Raw genomic sequence first — 16248 nt, forward strand, 5'->3', positions numbered from 1 at the left:
CTCCTAACGCTTCTTCCTGTTTTGCTCTTTTGTCAGCTGTCTTTTAATTTGTTGTTGCTGCTGCTTTTGTTTTTTCTTATAGCCCGGCTTTACTTTCTTTGCTTTTCTTACGCGCTTCCACGCTTCCCGGTCATTACTTGTGTCTTCAGTTTTCCGGCGTGTTCTTTCATTCCAGGATTTATCCTCGGTCCATTCACCCTGCTTAACCTCTACGAACGAGAACGTGAGTCCCTTTTGCTCCAATCTTTCGATTAAACGGGCGTCCTCTTCGCTGTAAATACTGACTGCTGTGCCCTCTAGTCCGGCTCGTGCTGTCCTGCCGACACGATGAATATAAAAATGCTCTTCTTTTGGAAGCTGGGCATTAATTACATGGCTGACACCCTTGATATCAATTCCCCTTGAAGCTAAATCTGTTGCGACTACGTATTGATAGCGCAGCTGCTGTATCTCTTTCAATACACGCTTTCTCTCCCGGGGCGTCAGACCGCCATGAATGACACCAACATCCAAGCCATAGCCTCCAAGCGCTTCTGCCAGCTCATTAGCCTGTTGTTTCCCATTTGTAAATACCAGCGCTAAATAGGGATGGATTGTCTTGGAAATATCCCAAATAATCTTCGCTTCATCCCGATGCTTTTTCAGAATAAGCCGATGCTCCATCGTTTCCGGAGAAAAATGCTCTTCCATTTTAATATATTCCGGATTTCTTAAATATTTTTTAAAGAAATGCTGTAAGCGCTGTGGAATAGTTGCCGAGAAGACCAGCAGCTGAATATCCTGCTTCGCGCGTACTAATAATTGATCTACTTCTTCAATAAAGCCTAAATCAAGCATCAAGTCCGCCTCGTCAATCACAAACGATTCCGCACTATAGATGGATAATGCTCCATCCTTTACCAAATCTAAAATTCTCCCTGGTGTCCCCACCACAATCATTGGCGGTGTTTTTAATTTCTCAATTGCCTTTTGTTTATCGGTACCGCCGACAAGCAGCTTGGCTGTCCATTTTTCTGTCTTATCCGCAATTGTAATGATTTTCCTTACTTCATTGTAAAGCTGTGTTGCCAGTTCCCTTGTTGGCGCAGTAATTACAAACTGCACTTTCTTTTGATTCTCATCCAGCTGTTGAAACATCGGCAATAAAAATGCATGCGATTTGCCGGAACCGGTCCGGGATTGACCAATAACACTTTTTCCATCCAAGATAGCAGGTATTACTTTTTCTTGGATTGCAGTCGGATTTCTAAAATCCAATTCTTGAATAATATCCTGGATATCCATATCCAGGGATAGTTCTGCAAATGTTTTTTCCATCTGTTTCCCTCCTTTGAAATCTTTTCTATAATAAGTTGAAATAAAACGAAACTTCACTCAGCGGAAGTTTTTGTTCTTCCAACGCTTTCAGGTTAATAGCCAGCCGCTACGAAAAAAAACTACGCTAGTTAGATTTTTACTACCTATTTATAACAAACATAAAATTCATTAACCTGACAACATTGGTTTATATTCTTCACCCACTGAGAGTTAGTTGAGTGATTCAAGGAGCTAGCATCCGTTATCTCCCGCCTAAATACAAATACATTTATTTTTACGTTTTATTTTAAGGCGGGAGTTTTACGGACAGTTCTCCGTGATAAATATCCAGCCTATGACATTTTCTACCACGTGTTATAGAGGGAGACCTCAAAAACACTATGCTGGTTAAAATGCTTATCACTCAAATAAATCATTTAACTATCTATTTCACATAAATACGAACGGGTCTGTATTTACTTCAGATACATAAACCTTTGACCTGAATGCAGGTATTTCCTGTATAAGTTTTTCCTTGGTTGCTGTTTTCATTATCTTCTCGATATAATGACCGGCATCAATGACTGTCAGTCCCATCTGCTCTGCATCTTGAGCAGCGTGAAATGTCATATCTCCTGTAATATATACATCCGCTTTTTTTCGGAGCGCATGACTGACATATTTCTCCCCGCTTCCTCCCAGGACAGCAACTTTTTTTACATTCTTTTCTATATTACCAGAAACACGCACGCGAGGCATGTCTAAATTCTTTTTCACCGTTTCAATGAATGCCTTCATTGAAACCGGGGATTCCAGGACACCAAAGCGTCCGATTCCAATCGACTGTCCTTTATTTTCCAATGGATACATATCATAAGCCGGTTCTTCATAAGGATGGGCTGAAATAACAGCATCTATCACCCTGGCTAGATTTTTCTTAGGAACAACGGCTTCCAGCTTCTTTTCATCGACAAAAGTCATTTCATTCTGCTCGCCAATATACGGGACAGCCTGCTCTGACGGAAGAAAAGTCCCTTGTCCGGCGCTTTGAAAGGTGCAATGACTGTAATCGCCAATTTGGCCAGCTCCGCCCTGATGCAGAGCATCCCGTAATTCCTGTACATGCGACTCTGGAACAAAAACAACAATTTTAAGCAGCGACTCTTGTTCTAACACTTCTAAGGGTTCTTTATTTTTCAATTCAAGGGCGCCACTTAATAAATCATTTACACCACCCTCGGCGATATCCAGATTGGTATGTGCAGCAAAGACCGTTATATCGTTTTTTAAAAGCTTTTGTACCACTCTCCCCTTCGGATGATCGACATTAATCTGTTTTAAAGGCTGAAACAGCAAAGGGTGATGGGCAATAATCAAATTCGCCCCTTTTTCAATTGCTTCATCAACTACTTCCTCCGTCACATCCAGTGTAATCAGAATTTGAGATGTCGTATCATGAAACCGTCCAGTCTGTAAACCGATATTATCCCAATGATAGGCAAAACTTTTCGGTGCCCAGCTGTCCATAATCCGAAAAAAATCAGCGTGTTTCGTCGTTTGTTCCTTCATGATCAAGTTCCTCCTTCATCCAGTATAATTCTGTTTGGAAATCAGCTATTTTCTCATGATTTATTTGCTTTGCCTGCTGCATTTGCAAAATGATTCGTTCGATATTCATTATTTCCTGTGACCACTTTTTAATAAAAGCAGCATTCTTCTCTTTCATTAAATAGGGACCTAATAAAAGCTGCCTGCCCTTCTTCAGTTCATTATCGCTGTATGGTGAAGAGGCTTCTGTATAACGATCCGCAACAAGCACTTCATAGATATGTCCCTGCTCATCCACAATCTCTTCTGCTCTCAGTATAAAATCATTTTGATCAAACCATCGTCTGACTGCTCTTGCGTCTACATTAGGCTGTGCAATAATTCGTTCAGCAGATTTAGCAATAGGAGCATGGTTTTCTAAGATGGAAGTAATCAATCCTCCGCCCATCCCTGCAATGACGATTTGTTTGACCTCGCCTTCATTTATGACAGATAAACCATCTCCTAAACGGGCATCGATTCGTTCCTCTAATTGATGAAATCGAATTGTTTTTTTGGCGCTGTCTAAAGGCCCTTGATTCACTTCTCCGGCAATAGCGCTTGCTGTTTTATCTCTTTGGCAGACATAGGCAGGCAGATATGCATGATCTGAACCAATATCTGCGAAATGCGCTCCCTGAGGCAGATATTCAGCAACTATTTTCAAACGATTCGATAGGGTGACATTCTGGTTCATTATTTGTTCTCCTTTTAAAGACAGTTCTTTTCTGTATTTCTCCAATAAGAAAAGCTTTCTGTACGAATCAGAAAGCTTTCATTTCTTTTATTATATATTATTCATGCTCGCTTAACCACTCGCTGAGTGCATCTAATTCTTCACCTGCAAGCTGAGGGAAAGCCGGCATGCCTCCGTCAGTTCCATTTTCAATGATATCAGCAATTTCTTCTTGAGAATAAGTGCTTCCAACTTGTGTTAAATCAGGAGCAGAACCACTTGCTAAATCTTGACCATGACAGCTGGCACAATTGGATTGGAAAACCTCTTCTCCAGCATCAGCACTGGTAGACTCGCCGCCTTCTTCTCCTCCTTCTGCCTCTTCTGTCTGTTCTCCACCATTTTCTTCAGCATCTTGAATAGCCTGTCTTTGATCAATACCAATTACAGAAATAATAATGACAGCTATCAGCCCCAGCCCGGCAATAATTGCATATGGTATAACCGGATTCTTTTTCATTACGCTTCCTCCTTATGTAATCCAAATATTATAAATTAATACTACTATTAGTTTACTCGAAATCTAAAAATTTTTAAAGGATTATCCAAGATATTTAAAAAAAACGACAAAAGTGATGATTCCTATAGTCAAAGCTGCTCCCAAATAACGAATAACAGGCAGCTTTTTCAAATATCCAAAAACAATCCATCCAATGCCATTGGCAGTAATCATAAAATTATTATAAGCTCCTAATCCAAAAGTATCCATAATACAAATAGAAAGCTGCAACACATATAACAATTGAATAGATATAAATAAATAACGATAACGCCGTGATGCATTCTTTCCAGTTCCTGACCAGATTAGAATATTTATAAAGAAAACAAAACTTAAAATACCTGCCCCGACAGAGCCGGCTAATTGATAATAATAATCTAAAAAGATAACGCTTACCAATATCATCAACATCATGGTAAAATGAAGCTTTTTCCATGTAGATAGCCAATTTTTATTTTTATTGGTTATTTCTATTTCTCCGCCTTTAGTATATAATGCTAATAAAAAATCACATTGTTCTTCCGGCAATAAACGATTCTCTTTCCACTTTAAAATTTCCTGGATAATCAATTGGTTTTTTTCATGATTATTCATAAATCCACCCCGGAAGCGTCACCATTTAAATGTTAAAAAAGCAAAATCTTATTTTATGGACTTTTGAATATCCTCTATGAATTCATATAAAACAATAATTGGAATACGCAAGCCGTTAAACGGGAACTTGCATATTCCAGTATTCAGAATGAACTTATTTCAGTATAACACCTTAATCAAGGAAGTCTTTCAATCGCTTGCTTCGGCTTGGGTGTCTTAATTTACGTAATGCTTTCGCTTCGATTTGGCGGATACGTTCTCTGGTTACCCCAAATACTTTCCCTACTTCTTCAAGTGTTCTCGTTCTTCCATCATCTAATCCAAACCGCAGACGAAGCACATTTTCTTCTCTGTCTGTCAATGTGTCTAATACATCTTCCAGCTGTTCTTTCAGTAATTCGTAAGCTGCATGATCGGATGGAGAGATTGCTTCCTGATCCTCAATGAAATCACCTAGATGTGAATCGTCTTCTTCTCCGATTGGTGTTTCTAAAGATACAGGTTCTTGAGCGATTTTTAGAATGTCGCGCACCTTATCCGGGCTTAATTCCATTTCTTCGCCGATTTCCTCCGGTGTCGGTTCACGTCCCAGATCCTGCAGCAGAGAGCGCTGTACACGGATTAATTTATTAATGGTTTCCACCATATGAACCGGGATACGAATGGTACGGGCCTGGTCCGCGATTGCACGGGTAATTGCCTGTCTAATCCACCAGGTTGCGTAGGTACTGAATTTAAACCCTTTGCGGTAGTCAAATTTCTCAACAGCTTTGATCAGACCCATGTTTCCTTCTTGAATCAAATCGAGGAAAAGCATCCCCCGTCCAACATAGCGTTTTGCGATGCTGACAACGAGACGAAGATTGGCTTCCGCTAACCTTCTCTTTGCTTCAATATCTCCCTCTTCAATTCGGGAAGCGAGTTCAATTTCTTCTGCTGCAGAAAGCAGGTCTACTCTGCCGATTTCTTTTAAATACATACGGACCGGGTCATTGATCTTTATCCCTAAAGGAACACTGAGATCATTCAGGTTGATTTCTTCTTCTTTTGCGATTTTCTGCATCTCGGGGTCATCCTCAGACTCACCTAACACATCGACACCCTGTTCTTCCAGATACTCATAAAACTCATCCATTTGTTCGGGTTCCATGTCAAAATTAGATAAACCGTCAGCCACTTCTTCATACGCAAGTGTACCGCGTTTCTTACCCATGTCAACCAATTTTTCTTTTGCTTGCTCTAATGTCAGTTCGGGTTCTTTCATATGCGAAGGTTTTTGTTCGGCCATGAGTCCCCCTCCTTCCAAATTGTTGAATTATTTTTCGTTATTTTGCTTCTGCAGCCGGATTAACTCCATTGCCAAGCGGGCAGCCTCCAATGGATCATTTTCCTGCTCCGCTTTCCTTTGCTGCTCTTTTAAGCTTTTTTTCGCCGGACTTTGATCCGCCTCCCGATGAATCATTCGCAGATAGTCATCGATTTCTTCCTCTGTACTATGCTGGACATCGCTGGACATCGCCAATTCAATGACTTGATTCTTTAAATGTTCATCAGACAGTCTCTCCATAAATAAACTAATATCGGGTGAATTACCTTCTTCATAAAAAGCATATAAATGTGTTGCAACAATTTTATGGTCATTTACATTAAATCCCGCTCCAAGCTCATATTGTACTTTTTCAGCTATATAGGCATCCTGAAGCATATAGGATAAAATTCTTTTTTCAGCATTAACATATGCCGGAAATAACTTTTTCTTATTTGCAGGTACATATGGCTTAGTATAACTCTTATCACGCTGATTATCCTTCGCGGAAGGCTGGCTTTTCTGATACTGAGCCAGCTGGCTCATCAAGGTATCTACAGACAAATCAAATTCCTTATGCAATTCCTGAATATAATATTCCCGTTCCAGCGCACTCTCAATCATAGAAAGTTCTTTTAAAACGCGCTCGATATACTCAATACGCTCACTTTCCAGCTGCAGATTGAAGTGTCTGCGCTGATATCGCATGAAGAAACTCATATAACTGTCACTTGTGCGCAGAACCCTTTCTTTAAAAGCTTCGCCTCCATGCTCCCGGACGTAGCTGTCCGGGTCTTCCTCTGCATCCAAATTGGCAATACGGACATCACAGCCGACAGACCTCAATAGAAGTGCCGACTTATAACGGGCTTCTATCCCTGCACTATCCCCATCAAAACAAATAATAACCGTATCGACATAGCGGTTTAAAAGCTTTGCCTGCGTTTCTGTCAAAGCGGTCCCCATCGTAGCCACTACATTTTTCACGCCAGCCTGATAAACAGAAATAACATCCATATAGCCTTCCATTAAAACAGCTTCATTTTCTTTTCGGATATGGCGCTTTGCCAAGTCAAAATTATATAAAAGCTTACTTTTTTGAAAAAGTTCGCCTTCCGAGCTATTTAAATATTTCGGACCGCTGTCATCATGCATTGCTCTGCCGCCAAAACCGACAGTGCGCCCCAATGCATTCCGTATAGGGAAAATAATTCTGCCGCGAAAACGGTCGATGACTTCATTATTATCGTTTCCTGCTAAAATACCGCTTTTCAAAAGCAATGGTTTAGAATATCCTTTTTGTATAAGAAACTTCGCTGTGAAATCGCGCTTATCCGGAGCATATCCGATTTGGAATTCTTCTAACGTCTCCTTCGTAAGCCCGCGGCTTTTTAGATACTCTAATCCATCCTTCCCATCTTTTTGATACTTTATGAGATGATGATATAATTTTGTCAACCATTCATACGCAGAGAGCATCTGCTCTGTTTCCTCTGATAAAGAAGTTTCTTTGGGAATGGATGCTGTCGGCAGCTCTACACCGCTTCGGTCAGCTAAATATTTCAGCGCCTCATAAAATGTGAAATTTTCCATTTCCATTAGAAACGAGAATACATTTCCGCCTTTTCCGCAGCCAAAGCAATGAAAAATCTGTTTATCCTGGGTAACTGAAAATGAGGGTGTATTTTCGCCATGAAAGGGACATAGACCAAAATAGTTTTTACCTTGTTTTTTTAATTGAATGTACTCTCCAATGACATCGACAATATCATTGGTTTTTTTCACTTCCTCAATAATTGGTTCAGGTATTTGATTAGCCATGTTTACCACCAACTATTCTATTTGATTTTATAGGATGCTAAAACACATTTTAGAGAGATTATGCAAAATCCTCCTTTTTAAACTTAGTTGCTCCATTTTTCATGATTCGACATATTTTTTTCTTATTCTCAAAAAAAATAGCCTTAACATAGATTCTACAAAGGATACATAGATTCCTTCTTTTTCAGAGCAAATTATGATTAAAATTGCATTTTATTTAAATCTGCTCATACGATTTACCATTATAATATATTTTTTAATAGATTTCTATTAATTTGTATATAAATCTATGGAACAAAGAAAAACATTCCGTGAGAGTTGCGTACAGAATGCTTTTCCTACCATTTTTATCCTGAAAATATACTGTTATTATATCTCTTGCAAAGCTTTAAAATGATTATTATTGTCTGCTTTGCCACATTCTAATAATTTGGTTTGCTGTTTCTTCCACTGCTTTATGAGACACGTCAATAACAGGACAGCCAATTTTTTCAACGACATCATTAAAAAATTCGAGCTCCTGTTCAATTCTGCTTACATTTGCATACGTTGCCTGGTCTCCCAGTCCCAGCGCTTTTAAACGTTCCTTCCGAATGCCATTCAATTTTTCTGAAGAGATACGTAAACCAATACATTTTTTAGGGTCGACCATCATCAGCTCTTCCGGCGGGTCTACCTCTGGAACAATCGGAACATTTGCTACTTTAAAGCGTTTGTGTGCCAAGAATTGAGACAGTGGCGTTTTGGAGGTTCTGGAAACACCTATCAATACGATATCGGCACGGGTGATGCCCCGCGTATCTCTCCCGTCATCGTATTTAACAGCAAACTCAATCGCTTCAATCTTTTTGAAATAATCTTCGTCCAGTTTATGAACAAGTCCTGCCTCTAAACGGGGCTGATCACTAAAAACACGCTCCATGGCGTCCATAGTCGGACCCATGATATCAATTGCTTCAATATCAAGTTCAGCTGCACGCTTGTTTAAATGCGCTCGCAATTCTGGATTAACCAGTGTAAAACCGATAAGACTTGAATTCAATTTTGCCTGTTGTAAGAATTCATCAATCGTTCCTTTATCTTCTACATAAGGAATACGCTGAATTTTATAATCCCCGCTTTTGAATTGGCTTAAGCCTGCTTTAATTACCAGCTCGGCCGTTTCTCCAACAGAATCAGATAACACATAAATAACTTGCTGCTCCTTCATCTCGACATCCTCCCCTTAGCACCTAAAAAATTATATTGTATCTTCCATTGTTAATTCAACCAACAGTTTCGTCATCGTTGTTTTTGTAATACGGCCGATAACCTCAAGACCATTTTCGGTATCTTTTACTACAGGGACACCATCGATCTGCTTGGATATAAGCTGATGAGCTACATCGACCAGCAGGTCATTTTTTCGGCAAACAGTTATATTAGGCATTCTTGTCATAATAATCGGTACAGGGATAGAGCTCAGGTCCTGCCTGCCCATACTTGAACGCAGCAAATCCTTTCGGGAAAGAACTCCCACCAAGCATGAATTTTCATCGACAACAAAAAGTGTGCCGACATCTTCCAAGAACATCGTTGATATTGCATCGTATACTGATACCTTTTCATTTACAGCTACTGGGACCTGCTGAAATTCATGAACCTTATACCGCTTTATCTTTTCTGTCAGCAATTCTGAACCTGTTTTACCTGTATAAAAGTAGCCAACACGAGGACGTGCGTCTAAAAAACCAGCCATCGTCAGAATAGCCAGGTCCGGTCTCAATGTGGCCCGGGTCAGCGCCAGCTGGTCTGCTATTTGCTCCCCCGTGATGGGACCGTCTGCTTTTACTATTTCTATAATCCGCTGCTGTCTTTTCGATAAGTCCACTTTTTCACCACCTAAACTGCCGCATTATTTGCAAATAAATAGGATGCTTTCCAGATATCAGCTGCATCAAATTTGGCATATTGAAGGATAATGTACCATGCTTTTCATATTTAAAACATGGTACATTCATTACTATTCGACTCTATTCACTAAAAAACCTTTTTTTAAGAGAGAAAACCTTTTTAAACATCCTCTAAAGTGAAGAAAGTTTAAAATTGTTTAGATTAATTGTCGTCATCGCAGAAGTCTTCCTATATTTCTATGCATGCTGCTTCCACGCTATTTTTCGTAAATCCGCATATTGCAAAATAAGCATAGAAAGCTCATGAATCATAGATAGACGATTTTTTCTTACTTCTTCATTATCGTCCATAATCATATTATGATCAAAGAATGCGTGGATATTATCAGCAAGATCCGCAAGAAGCTGTAATGCCGCTTCACTGTTTTGTGCCTCTAAATGTGCAGCATAATTTGATTTCACAGATTTCACAGCATCGTAAAATGCTTGTTCTGATTCTGTTTGGATAAGCGCAGCGTCTGCTTCATGATTTTTATCCTCTACCTTATTTTCCAGATTCAGAACACGCACCAGCGCCTCCTGCGAGTTTTTAAAAGCTTCATCTGCTTTTTTCACAGATAAAACATGTGCTTTATCTACTGCAAAATGAAATACGCCAAGCTGATTGTCTGTAATTGCATGAATAATATCTGATTCTACGTTCTCTTCACGGAGCAAATAGGCAGCACGGGAGCCAAAAAATGTGCGCAAATCAGCATTCGCAGAGGCATTTACAGTTAAACCGGCATCCGCTAATACAGATAAAGTATAGTTAATGAGTGATTCTACTGTCACATCCCAATGCTGATCCTGCAAAATACGTAAAATTCCCGTTGCCTGTCTTCGTAAACCATATGGATCCTGTGAACCGCTCGGGATAAGTCCGACACTGATACAGCCGGCAATGGTATCCATCTTATCTGCAATACTCAGTACGGCGCCGACTGTTGTTGCAGGGAGTTCACCGTGAGACTGTTTTGGTAAATAATGTTCACGTATGGCTTGAGAAACTTCCTTTGTTTCTCCAAAATATGCAGCATATTTCTCGCCCATTACGCCCTGTAATTCCGTAAATTCATTTACCATATTGGTCATTAAATCGAATTTGCTGATTTCTGCAGCTCGGGCAATCTCTTTTCCATCTTTTAAAGCAAGTTCTTCAGCTAAATGACTCGCAATTTTTTTAACCCGGTTTACTTTGTCTGTATACGTACCCAGCTTTTCCTGAAATACAACTCTGGTCAGCTTCTCCTGGAAGAAATCAATTGAAAGTTTTTTGTCCTCTTCAAAGAAAAACTCTGCGTCCGCAAGACGCGCGCGAAGTACCTTCTCATTTCCCCGGATGACGGTTTCCAATTCGTAATCATCACCGTTTCTTACTCCTACAAATTTAGGCAGCAGCTCTCCGTCTCGTTCTACCGGAAAATAACGCTGGTGCTCGGCCATAGACGTAATAAGTACTTCTTTGGGCAGAGCAAGGAAAGAATCTGCGAAACTGCCTACGAAAGCAGTCGGATATTCTACAAGGTTTTTCACTTCATTTAAAAGCTCTGTATCCACCGGAATCTGAAATCCATTTTTGGTTTGCAGTGTATCCAGCTGCTCTACAATTTTCTCTTTACGTTTTTCAGCATTTGCAATGACATAATTCTCATTTAACAGCTGTTCGTATTGCTTGGGTTCCCCTATGGTCAGCTTATCGCTGAGAAAACGATGTCCGTAGGTGAAATTACTTGTTTTCACATGCGCAATCTCAAAAGGAATCACTTTATTTCCATAAAGTGCTACCAGCCAGCGGATCGGTCTGGCGTAGCGCAATGTTTCATTTGCCCAGCGCATATTTTTCCCAAATGTGATGGACTCAATAATATCCTTAAATTCCGGGAGTAATGATTGCACTGTTTTTCCTTCGATGAATTTTTTTACATAGATATAGGAAGTTCCCTTGATCTCTTTGATATAAATATCATCGGTTGTTTTTCCCTGACCTCTGGTAAAGCCTTCCGCGGCCTTTGTCCAATTTCCCTCATCATCTTTGGCAATCTTTAAAGCAGGTCCTTTTGCTTCCTCTTCTATGGATACCTGATTTTCTGCCACTTCTTCTATAAGGACAGCCAATCTTCGCGGCGTTGAGAAGGAGACTGCAGACGAATAGGAAATACGCTGTTCATCCAGCCATTTGATTGTTTTATCCAATACTTGCGCTTCTGCATCATCTATAAATCGAGCCGGCAGCTCCTCTAATCCAATTTCAATCAATACATCCTGTGCCACTCTAGTTTGCCTCCTTTTTCAACATCGGAAAACCTAATTTTTCACGTTCTTGTACATAAATTTTTGAAATACTGCGGGCAAGATTACGAATTCGGCTGATATAGCCTGTTCTTTCTGTTACGGAAATAACCCCTTTTGCATCCAGCAGGTTGAAGGTATGTGAACATTTTAAAACATAATCATATGCCGGGAAGACAAGTCCTTTCTCCATGGCTGCTTTGGCCTCTTGTTCATATTTCGTAAATAAATCAAATAACATATCCGTATTGGATGCTTCAAATGTATAGACAGAATGCTCATATTCCGGCTGATAGAAAATATCACGAAGAGTCACTCCATTATTCCACTCTAAATCAAATACATTTTCTTTATCTTGGATATATGAAGCCAACCGCTCAATCCCGTATGTTAATTCGACCGTTACCGGATTTGCTTCCAAACCGCCGATTTGCTGGAAATAGGTAAACTGTGTGATTTCCATCCCGTCCAGCCATACTTCCCAGCCCAGACCGGCTGCGCCAAGCGTCGGGTTTTCCCAGTTATCCTCTACGAAGCGGATATCATGCTTAAGCGGATCAATCCCTAATTTTTCCAAGGACTCTAAATACAGTTCCTGAATATTCTCAGGAGATGGCTTCATGATTACCTGAAATTGATGATGCTGATACAGACGATTCGGATTTTTCCCATATCTGCCATCCGCCGGTCGTCTGGAAGGCTCTACATAGGCAACATTCCACGGCTCTGGTCCCAAGCTTCGCAGCAATGTCATAGGAGACATCGTTCCTGCACCTTTTTCAGTGTCATATGCCTGCATTAAAATACAATTTTGATCTGACCAATGATTTTGCAATGTTAAAATCATTTCTTGAATATTCATTTACTCCACTCCTTTAATGGATCGAAATTTACTGTAAGTATTTCCTTTGGTGATGATAAAAAACCTCATTATAGCCACGCTATCAGCTGAAAACCTAAAAAGCCGTCCCTATGTCTGCTTGAACGACAGACATAGGGACGGCTTAAACCGCGGTTCCACCCTACTTGCTCTCTATAACAAGAGCCTCTTTTTCATACTGCTCCGAAGTTCCTTCCAAAAGCCTCTATACATCCGGCTCGCACCAATCCCGGACTCGCTTATTACAGAATATGCTTCCGTACTTCTCTTCATCATTGCAGTTATCATGTAATTATCAACTTGTATAAAATTAAAATACGTTAATTTATGTACAAATCATACTCCATTACCCTGCAGCTTGTCAATTAATTCTTAAACAAATCGAGCTGATCCAGAAACTTGCGGGATTTAATATAATATCCGCCATAGCGTTCGTAATAAGCTTTTAAAATAGCCTGAAACATTTTCACATTGTCCGGTTTCATTTGAATTGTTCCGATACGCTCTAATCCTGCTTCAGAAAAGAGATAGAGAAGCTTTGCCAGTTTCGGCGCAAGCTCGATTGCTTCCGGATCCAGATGACGGCATTTCGGACACAGGAAACCGCCCTCCACTACAGAAAACACAAAAGGCTGCTGCGTCGACCCGCAATTGATACATTGATTTAACACTGGAGCGAATCCAGCTTTTTTATAAAGTTTTAATTCATACATCATTATCGGGATTTCAGCCTGATCATTCTCTTCAATCCAAGCTATAGTCTGTTGAAATTGATCGAATAGGTACGGATCTATATTTTGGTTTTCCAGCAGCTTATCTGTAAGCTCTGCAATATAGGAGCAATAAGCCGTCTTCACAAAATCCTCACGTATCTTACGATGGGAGTTTAATAATTCTCCCTGTTGAATCGTACTCAATCCGCTTCCAAGATAAACAAAAAAACGGGCAAAAACGAATGGCTGAGTAACTGCAGCCATTCGACTTTTTGGTTTTTTTGCACCTTTTGCCAGAGCTTGGAATTTACCAAACTTTCCGCTGTAGATAGTCACTAATTTATGTGTTTCACCATAATCTTTTGTTTTTAATACCATACCATCTATCTGTTCCAGCACGTAAAATCACCCGCCCTCATTTGTTATCACAGTTTCACTAAATTCCTTCAGGGAGATGAAAAATCCCCGGCTGAATAAAGCTTCACTTTATCGCAGGAATTATCATGCTTCAAGCGACATGGTTACAAAGATGGCAAATCTATACCGTCGCCCATAGAAGATTGGGTATTTTCATTTTGTCTTTTTTCCTGACTTAATTGTCCTTGCTGCTCTAGTTCTTTTAATAATAAATAGGTTTCAATGTTTCCTGTTTGATAAAACAAATTCCATGTTGCATCTAACACAAGAAACCCCACCTTTCTAATTATTTTTTTGCTGTAACTGACTCATCACAAATAGGAAAGAAAAAACTTTTCTATTTACTTCTCAAGTGCAACCAAGCATTTTCTAAAGCTTTGACTTTACTGCAGAAGGGATTCTAAGAATACGAAATCCGGTTTTAAGACTTCCTTTAACGAATAAGACGTTTTTCTGGCGAAAGAGGACAGCCTGACATGAATGCCCCGCTTCTTTTATAGGTTGGTTCGATTTAACGTTTTCATTAGTATAAAATATTACCATCTTTAAGAGGATATTCAAAAAACGAATCAAAACAGCGTATCCGGTCTGCCATATCTTTTAATATTCATCAAGCCGGAAGCCATATTCATGTAATTGATTCTGTTTGTTTCTCCAATCCTTCTTCACTTTCACCCAAAGTTCTAAATATACCTTAGACCCAAGCAATGCTTCGATATCGCGGCGTGATTGCTGGCCGATTTTTTTCAGCATACCGCCCTGCTTGCCAATCAAAATACCTTTTTGAGAGCTTCTTTCCGTAACAATCGTTGCTTGTACCAATAATTTATCATTTTCGTTCTTCTCTATATTTTCAATGACAACGGCAATCGAATGCGGAATCTCTTCCTTCGTATGATGCAATACTTTTTCGCGGATAAGCTCAGAAATAACAAACCTTTCCGGATGATCCGTGATTTGATCTTCCGGATAATATTGCGGACCTTCCGGCAATTGCTTAGCGAGCACCTCTAGTAAATGATCTACATTATTCCCTTCCAATGCAGAAATAGGAATAATTTCCTCAAATTCATAAAAATCCTTATATTGATTAATCAGCTGCATAAGCTTTTCCGGTTGAATCTTATCGATTTTATTAATGATCAGATACACCGGCTGTTTTATTTTTTGAAGCAAATCAATAATATATTGGTCCCCGCGGCCGTAACCTTCATCCGCATTAATCATAAATAAAATATGATCTACTTCATTCAAGGTATTCTCTGCCACCTGTACCATAAAATCGCCTAATCGGTGCTTCGGTTTATGAATTCCCGGTGTATCAATGAAAATCATTTGATATTCCTTTGTTGTCAAAACACCTTGTATTTTATTTCGTGTTGTTTGTGCCTTATCACTCATAATAGCGATCTTTTGACCAATCACTCGGTTCATGAATGTTGATTTTCCAACATTTGGTCTGCCTATAATAGCAATAAAGCCTGATTTGAAATTATTTGTCATGCTGTTTTCCTCCGAATTTCTATTCTTGATTAGGCGAGAGGACTCCCAACCTCAAGGAATGTGCAGGGTAAAATCCAATGAGTAAATGAGAGATGAATCGCCTTTTTGCATTCACGAACTTAAGTTCGTATGTTATAATGTTCTTGAAAGACGCTCTTTGAAAACTGAACATTGCAGGTTGTGGCGAGAATCGTTGCTTTGCCACGTAAAATGTTCAAGCCAAATATGTCAGCCAAGGCACACAAATGTGTGAACCTCAGGTAAGCTGAAAAGTAGCCCCAAAGGCAGGACCAATGGGATAGCGGGGTTGGGTGTTTTTAGCACACCGATGTGTCAACTCCACTGGCGGTTAATCGTCATCTTGAAAGTCGACACCCCAGAAACCCACACCTCCAATTTCTTTAGAAATGAAGTGGCGGAAGTATTCATTGTTTGCTTGCTTCCTATCATACTACATTTTTTAATTAGTTTCACTATATCGACAAAACCTTTAACAATCATACAATGAATTACAAAAAGGGAGGAGCTTGGTCAAGCTCCTCCCTTTTGACAGTTAATTTCAGACTTTCTTAACTGCATTAACGCAACACGGTTGCCGGCAAAAGGCCTGATGACAACCACATCTGCTAATAACGTTATCAAGCTGGATAATCGTTCAATAAACATTATTTTT

At 39.7% G+C, this 16248-nt stretch carries 15 protein-coding genes and 1 other annotated feature; all 15 genes read right to left on the bottom strand.

The genetic code is table 11. The annotated features are described in order from the left end of the window. Nucleotides 1-3 precede the first annotated feature (3 nt). The 15 genes from BN997_RS19665 to BN997_RS23730 all read right to left on the bottom strand — a co-directional run bounded on the left by BN997_RS19665 (nt 4) and on the right by BN997_RS23730 (nt 16241). Complete coding sequence (locus BN997_RS19665; protein WP_042534800.1) at nt 4-1317, bottom strand: DEAD/DEAH box helicase; 1314 nt, start codon at nt 1315-1317, stop codon at nt 4-6. Nucleotides 1318-1746: 429 nt separating this feature from the next. Continuing rightward, nucleotides 1747-2865 (bottom strand): Nif3-like dinuclear metal center hexameric protein, encoded by a 1119-nt coding sequence (locus BN997_RS19670; protein WP_042534802.1) that lies wholly within the window; start codon nt 2863-2865, stop codon nt 1747-1749. Beyond that, on the bottom strand, nt 2837-3580 hold the full coding sequence (locus BN997_RS19675) for a tRNA (adenine(22)-N(1))-methyltransferase (protein WP_042534804.1): 744 nt from the start codon (nt 3578-3580) through the stop codon (nt 2837-2839). Before BN997_RS19675 ends, BN997_RS19670 begins: the two co-directional genes overlap by 29 nt. Before the next feature lie 97 nt (nt 3581-3677). Next, on the bottom strand, nt 3678-4079 hold the full coding sequence (locus tag BN997_RS19680) for a c-type cytochrome (protein ID WP_042534806.1): 402 nt from the start codon (nt 4077-4079) through the stop codon (nt 3678-3680). A gap of 81 nt (nt 4080-4160) precedes the next feature. After that, the gene (locus BN997_RS22365; protein WP_052485090.1) at nt 4161-4712 is read right to left on the bottom strand and encodes a hypothetical protein; all 552 of its coding nucleotides are present in this window, start codon (nt 4710-4712) and stop codon (nt 4161-4163) included. A gap of 172 nt (nt 4713-4884) precedes the next feature. Then, nucleotides 4885-6000, bottom strand: coding sequence for an RNA polymerase sigma factor RpoD (rpoD, locus tag BN997_RS19690; protein ID WP_042534808.1), 1116 nt, complete (start codon nt 5998-6000; stop codon nt 4885-4887). A gap of 27 nt (nt 6001-6027) precedes the next feature. Then, on the bottom strand, nt 6028-7839 hold the full coding sequence (gene dnaG, locus BN997_RS19695; RefSeq protein WP_042534810.1) for a DNA primase: 1812 nt from the start codon (nt 7837-7839) through the stop codon (nt 6028-6030). 400 nt (nt 7840-8239) lie between these two features. Continuing rightward, on the bottom strand, nt 8240-9049 hold the full coding sequence (locus tag BN997_RS19700) for a pyruvate, water dikinase regulatory protein (RefSeq protein WP_042534812.1): 810 nt from the start codon (nt 9047-9049) through the stop codon (nt 8240-8242). Nucleotides 9050-9079: 30 nt separating this feature from the next. After that, nucleotides 9080-9709: a transcriptional regulator CcpN gene (locus tag BN997_RS19705; RefSeq protein ID WP_042534813.1), complete on the bottom strand. Its 630-nt coding sequence runs from the start codon at nt 9707-9709 to the stop codon at nt 9080-9082. Nucleotides 9710-9968: 259 nt separating this feature from the next. Then, entirely contained in the window at nt 9969-12044 is a 2076-nt protein-coding gene (gene glyS / locus BN997_RS19710) for a glycine--tRNA ligase subunit beta (RefSeq protein ID WP_042534816.1), read from the bottom strand. A 1-nt stretch (nt 12045) separates the two neighbouring features. After that, nucleotides 12046-12924 carry a glycine--tRNA ligase subunit alpha gene (gene glyQ / locus BN997_RS19715; protein WP_042534818.1) on the bottom strand — a complete coding sequence of 293 codons (879 nt, stop codon included), beginning with the start codon at nt 12922-12924 and terminating at the stop codon, nt 12046-12048. 130 nt (nt 12925-13054) lie between these two features. Then, nucleotides 13055-13227, bottom strand: a binding site (T-box leader). Between the two features lie 80 nt (nt 13228-13307). Then, nucleotides 13308-14054, bottom strand: coding sequence for a DNA repair protein RecO (recO, locus tag BN997_RS19720; RefSeq protein ID WP_042534820.1), 747 nt, complete (start codon nt 14052-14054; stop codon nt 13308-13310). Nucleotides 14055-14176: 122 nt separating this feature from the next. Continuing rightward, on the bottom strand, nt 14177-14338 hold the full coding sequence (locus BN997_RS22785; RefSeq protein WP_139089150.1) for a YqzL family protein: 162 nt from the start codon (nt 14336-14338) through the stop codon (nt 14177-14179). Nucleotides 14339-14672: 334 nt separating this feature from the next. Further along, nucleotides 14673-15575, bottom strand: coding sequence for a GTPase Era (era, locus tag BN997_RS19725; RefSeq protein ID WP_042534822.1), 903 nt, complete (start codon nt 15573-15575; stop codon nt 14673-14675). Nucleotides 15576-16106: 531 nt separating this feature from the next. Beyond that, the gene (locus BN997_RS23730) at nt 16107-16241 is read right to left on the bottom strand and encodes a hypothetical protein (RefSeq protein WP_256704814.1); all 135 of its coding nucleotides are present in this window, start codon (nt 16239-16241) and stop codon (nt 16107-16109) included. Nucleotides 16242-16248: the final 7 nt, after the last annotated feature.

This window comes from Oceanobacillus oncorhynchi, from assembly GCF_000821065.1.
GTDB lineage: Bacteria > Bacillota > Bacilli > Bacillales > Amphibacillaceae > Oceanobacillus > Oceanobacillus oncorhynchi.

Excerpts from the sequence above, each read along its gene's own strand:
- BN997_RS19700 (WP_042534812.1), bottom strand. The coding sequence starts at position 9,049 with ATGAAGGAGCAGCAAGTTATTTATGTGTTATCTGATTCTGTTGGAGAA.
- BN997_RS19670 (WP_042534802.1), bottom strand. The coding sequence starts at position 2,865 with ATGAAGGAACAAACGACGAAACACGCTGATTTTTTTCGGATTATGGAC.
- rpoD (WP_042534808.1), bottom strand. The coding sequence starts at position 6,000 with ATGGCCGAACAAAAACCTTCGCATATGAAAGAACCCGAACTGACATTA.
- BN997_RS19675 (WP_042534804.1), bottom strand. The coding sequence starts at position 3,580 with ATGAACCAGAATGTCACCCTATCGAATCGTTTGAAAATAGTTGCTGAA.
- glyQ (WP_042534818.1), bottom strand. The coding sequence starts at position 12,924 with ATGAATATTCAAGAAATGATTTTAACATTGCAAAATCATTGGTCAGAT.
- dnaG (WP_042534810.1), bottom strand. The coding sequence starts at position 7,839 with ATGGCTAATCAAATACCTGAACCAATTATTGAGGAAGTGAAAAAAACC.
- BN997_RS23730 (WP_256704814.1), bottom strand. The coding sequence starts at position 16,241 with ATGTTTATTGAACGATTATCCAGCTTGATAACGTTATTAGCAGATGTG.
- BN997_RS19665 (WP_042534800.1), bottom strand. The coding sequence starts at position 1,317 with ATGGAAAAAACATTTGCAGAACTATCCCTGGATATGGATATCCAGGAT.
- BN997_RS22365 (WP_052485090.1), bottom strand. The coding sequence starts at position 4,712 with ATGAATAATCATGAAAAAAACCAATTGATTATCCAGGAAATTTTAAAG.
- BN997_RS19680 (WP_042534806.1), bottom strand. The coding sequence starts at position 4,079 with ATGAAAAAGAATCCGGTTATACCATATGCAATTATTGCCGGGCTGGGG.
- era (WP_042534822.1), bottom strand. The coding sequence starts at position 15,575 with ATGACAAATAATTTCAAATCAGGCTTTATTGCTATTATAGGCAGACCA.